This window comes from Rhodococcus sp. P14, assembly GCF_000256505.1.
GTDB lineage: Bacteria > Actinomycetota > Actinomycetes > Mycobacteriales > Mycobacteriaceae > Rhodococcus > Rhodococcus ruber.
In genome coordinates this window covers 1-4,532 of the sequence record NZ_AJFC01000408.1, presented here as the reverse complement: position 1 = coordinate 4,532, position 4,532 = coordinate 1, and the positions used below count along the sequence as shown (strand labels likewise).

Below are 4,532 nucleotides of genomic sequence, written 5' to 3'. Positions count from 1 at the left end.
AGACGCCCCATCGGGGTCCGGGCTCCGGCAACGATGACAGAACTGGTCACGAGGGTTCCTCCGGTGGTGGGGTCACGGCTCCTGCGCGGGGCTGCGGGCGGACGAGCCCCATCCCGGCGCATACTGATCTAACGTTAGCGCTAACGTCTTTATTCATGACTGAGACCTCCCCCACTTCGACTCCGCTCGCGGCTCTGAGCTCCGGGCTCGTGACCGCCATCGACCACGTCGGTATCGCCGTTCCCGACCTCGACGCCGCCCTCACCTGGTACGCCGAGAACCTCGGACTCGTCTCGACCCACGAGGAGGTCAACGAGGAGCAGGGCGTGCGCGAGGCGATGCTGTCGGTTCCCGGCTCGCCCGAGGGCGCGACCGCGATCCAGCTGCTCGCCCCGCTGAACGAGAACTCGACGATCGCGAAGTTCATCGACCGCAGCGGCCCGGGCCTGCAGCAGCTCGCCTACCGCGTCAGCGACATCGATGCCGTGTCCACCGAGCTCCGTGCCCGGGGCGTGCGCCTGCTGTACGACGCCCCGCGACGTGGCACCGCCGATTCGCGCATCAACTTCCTCCACCCCAAGGACGCCGGCGGCGTGCTCGTCGAACTCGTCGAACCCGCCGCACACGGATCGCACTGACAACCCGCGTCCCGCCCGGTCGACCCGCCCGGTGTGCGCTGCCGCAGCATTAGCACAGGGAGGCGGCACGCGCAGCTCCGGCTGCCGCGAGCAGGTAGATTGGCGCCATGGTCTTCGATCGCGATCGCACCCCCAGCCACCTGCCCTTCTCGATCGTGCGCAAGGGATTCGACCGCGACGAGGTGACCAACTACTTCGCCAGATTCGAAGCCGAGCTGCGCGTGACCGCGACGGACCGGGATGCGGCCGCCGCCCAGGCGCGCGACCTGGCGAGACAGTTGGAGAACGCTCGCAACGAGATCGACGAGTTGCGCAAGGATGTCGATCGTCTCTCGGTGCCGCCCACCACGGCCGAGGGTATGAGCGACCGAATCTCCCGCATGCTGCGCCTCGCCTCCGACGAGGCGTCCGAGCTGCGGGCCCGGGCCGAGGCCGATGCCGCCGAGATGATCTCCCTGGCCGAACAGGAAGGCATCCGGCTGCGCGGCGACTACGAGGCGATGATCGCCGAACTCGCCGAGCGGCGTAAGGCGTTCGAAGCCGAGCACGCCCGGACGATGTCCGAGGCACGTGCCCAGGCCGCCCGGATCGTCGCCGCCGCCGAAGCCGAGCGCGATCGTCTCGCGGCGGAGGCGGAGGCCAAGCGGGACCAGGTTCAGCAGGATTTCGAGATCGCCATGAGCGAGCGCCGCAGCAAGGTCCTCGGCGCTCTCGACGAACTCGAACGATCCAGCAAGGCCGAGGCCGAACAGCGTCTCGAGATCGCATCACGCGAGGCGGCACGCCGGCTCGAGATCGCCACCGAACAGTCCGAACGGAAGATCGCCAACGCCCGCGATCTGACCGAGGAACTGCGGGTGCTGCGTGGCCGCATCCTCAGCCAGCTGGACGGTGTGCGCGGTCAGCTCGAGGCGGTGCCCTCGATGCTGGCTGCCGTGACGCGCGAAGGTGAGCTGCTCGACCGCGACCGGGACGCGTCCACCACCGACGGCGACACCGATGCGACCACGGAGATCGCCACCGAAGAATCCGAGAAGGAACCGGCCACCAAGGAACTGCCGGCGACGGCCGGCACGTCCGAGGACAGCGACCGGAAGAGCGGGCCGGGCGAACAGGGGAAGCGGTCCGGCAACGAAGCACCTGCGACCGACCGGCTCGGCCGGTCACCCGCGGTGGCCAGCAAGGTCCGCAACTGAGCCGACGTCAGGACCACGACGGCGAGCCGTCAGGACCACGACGGCGAGCCGTCAGGACCACCGTCGGGTCGGTCCGCGGGTGCCGCGGCCGGACCAGCAGCCGTTGTGCCAGTGCCGGCGTTCGTCTGCTCCCCCTATGTCGTCGGCGGGCCAGGCAACCACGTGCGGCGTTCCCGGCGCGATCTCGTGATCGCATCCGGGGCACCGGTACGCCTTCGTTGCTCGCGAGCCGGGGACGGTGCGCACGGTGTAACGCTCGGATTCCGCACCCCACGGGCCCGATTCGGTGCGGGACGTCGCCCCGGAGAACGCCGACGCGCCGGTCTCGGGCCGGCGCCTGCGCTGTGATCGGGGGGTATTGCGGCGCGGCATCTCAGAACAGCCGGAACTCGTTGCTCTCGGTGCCGCGCAGCGCCTCGTAGTCGAGCACGAGGCAGCGGATACCGCGGTCGGTGGCCAGGGTCTTGGCCTGCGGCTTGATCTGTTGTGCCGCGAAGACACCGCTGACCGGCGCGAGCAGCGGGTCCCGGTTGAGCAGCTCGAGATACCGCGTGAGCTGTTCGACGCCGTCGATCTCGCCTCGCCTCTTGATCTCGACGGCCACCGTGCCGCCGTCCGCGTCCCGGCACAGCAGGTCCACCGGACCGATGGCCGTCGGGTACTCACGCCGGACGAGGGTGTAGCCGCGCCCGAGGGTTTCGACGTGCTCGGCGAGCAGTTCCTGCAAGTGCGCCTCCACACCGTCCTTGATCAGGCCGGGATCCACGCCCAGCTCGTGGCTGGAATCGTGCTCGATCTCCTCGATGGTGATGCGCAGCTGCTCACCCGCCTTGTTGGTCACCACCCACAGAGCGTTCGCATCTTCCGCGGACTCCTCGACCAGCCAACACGGCGGACTCATCCAGTTCAGGGGCTTGTAGGCGCGGTCGTCGGCGTGCACACTGACCGATCCGTCGGCTTTGACCAGGAGCAGCCGACGCGCCATCGGCAGGTGTGCCGTCAGACGTCCGATGTAGTCGACTCGACAGCGGGCAATCACAAGGCGCACGTTGCCACCCTAGAGGATCGCCCCGGACTACTCTCGAACGACCATGCCTCGCACTCGTCGCATCTCGCCACTCGGCTCACCGCTGCTCGGCGCACCCGCGGAATCCGTCCAGCGCCAACGTGTTCGCGTGCAGACGTTGCTCACCCTGCTGTTGCTGGGCACGAACATCGCGGGTGCTGCGATCACGGCGGTACTGATCAATGTCGTCATCCCGGGTCCCTCGGTGCTGCGCCCGGAGTTCGTCGTCGTCACCGGTGTCGTCGCGCCGGTGTACGTCGTGGGGGCGATCGTCCTTGGAACGATCGTCGGGACGCGACGCGGGCTCGCACAACTGCGCTGGATCCTCGAGGACCGGGATCCCTCGCCGGAGGAACGTCGCGCCACGATGCGGTTACCGATGCGGCTCACCGCCCAGCAGGGCGCGTTCTGGGCCCTGGGACTGGTGCTGTTCGCGACCGCCTTCGGGGTGCTCGATCCGCGCACCATCCCGAAGGTCGCGTTCACCATTGCTCTCGCGGGACTGACGGTCTGTGGCTTCGTCTTCCTCTTCAGCGAGTTCGCACTGCGACCGATCGCCGCCCGGGCCCTCGAGGCCGGCGCGACCCCGCGGCGCCGTCTCACCGGCACCAGCGGACGCATCATGGTGGCGTGGGTGCTGGGCAGCGCCGTTCCCGTCATCGGGTTGATGCTCGTCGCGGTCTTCAGCTTCGTCCGTCCCGTGTCGCCCGTCCGCTTCGCGGTGACGATCCTGACGATCGGCGGACTGGCGTTGGTGTTGGGATCGCTGCTGATGTTCCTCACCGCCCGGCGAAGCATCGCGCCGATCGAGTCCGTGCGGGCGGGCATGGCCCGCATCGAGGGGGGCGACCTCGATGCGGAGGTCGTCGTCTACGACGGGACGGAACTGGGCGAATTGCAGGCCGGATTCAATCGCATGGCCGACGGCCTGCGTGAGCGCGAACGGATCCGCGACGTCTTCGGCCGGCACGTCGGGCAGGACGTCGCCCGGGCGGCGCTGGCCTCGTCACCGCGGCTCGGCGGCGAAGAACGTGATGTCGCGGTGCTGTTCATCGACATCATCGGTTCAACGGCAATGGCTGCAGATCGTCCGCCGACCGAGGTCGTACAGTTGCTCAACCGCTTCTTCGAAGTCGTGGTCGAGGAGGTCCACCGCGTCGGCGGTTTCGTCAACAAGTTCGAGGGCGACGCGGCACTGGCCATTTTCGGCGCCCCGGTGGCAATGGACGATCCGCCAGGCAACGCCCTGGTGGCCGCCCGGACGATGGCACATCGACTGCGCACCGACGTCCCCGAGTGCGAGGCGGGGATCGGGGTCGCAGCCGGACTCGCAGTGGCCGGAAACGTAGGGGCTCACGAGAGGTTCGAGTACACGGTCATCGGCGATCCGGTGAACGAAGCTGCGCGACTCTCGGATCTGGCCAAGACGATCCCCGGCCACGTCGTCGCCTCGTCCCGGGCAGTAGAGGCGGCCGCCGATCACGAGCGCACGAGATGGGCGCCGAAAGGTGAAGTGACCCTGCGCGGGCGGTCGGAAGTGACCCGACTGGCGGTGCCGTCGGCGGACTGACCCCGCCGGCATTTCCAGGGCTTTCGGTGGTCCCGGCGGACCCGGAAATGCCGGAAGCCCCC

General features: G+C 68.8%; 5 protein-coding genes. 3 read left to right on the top strand and 2 right to left on the bottom strand.

Features of this window, described 5'->3' with window-relative positions; all coding sequences use genetic code 11:
• Nucleotides 1–155: 155 nt before the first annotated feature.
• A complete protein-coding gene (gene mce, locus OEY_RS0127695; protein ID WP_026138156.1) occupies nt 156–638 on the top strand; it encodes a methylmalonyl-CoA epimerase in 483 nt (160 codons plus the stop codon).
• 107 nt (nt 639–745) lie between these two features.
• Nucleotides 746–1,834 (top strand): hypothetical protein, encoded by a 1,089-nt coding sequence (locus tag OEY_RS0127690; protein ID WP_010596965.1) that lies wholly within the window; start codon nt 746–748, stop codon nt 1,832–1,834.
• Nucleotides 1,835–1,885: 51 nt separating this feature from the next.
• Here the strand turns inward: OEY_RS0127690 and OEY_RS31365 are convergent, their stop codons facing one another.
• Together OEY_RS31365 and nucS are read right to left on the bottom strand one after the other, a co-directional pair.
• Entirely contained in the window at nt 1,886–2,206 is a 321-nt protein-coding gene (locus OEY_RS31365; protein WP_072786587.1) for an ATP/GTP-binding protein, read from the bottom strand.
• Between the two features lies 1 nt (nt 2,207).
• Nucleotides 2,208–2,882 (bottom strand): endonuclease NucS, encoded by a 675-nt coding sequence (nucS, locus tag OEY_RS0127685; protein WP_010596964.1) that lies wholly within the window; start codon nt 2,880–2,882, stop codon nt 2,208–2,210.
• A gap of 43 nt (nt 2,883–2,925) precedes the next feature.
• Here nucS and OEY_RS0127680 point away from each other — a divergent pair, with 43 nt between their 5' ends.
• Entirely contained in the window at nt 2,926–4,470 is a 1,545-nt protein-coding gene (locus OEY_RS0127680; RefSeq protein WP_026138157.1) for an adenylate/guanylate cyclase domain-containing protein, read from the top strand.
• Nucleotides 4,471–4,532 lie beyond the last annotated feature (62 nt).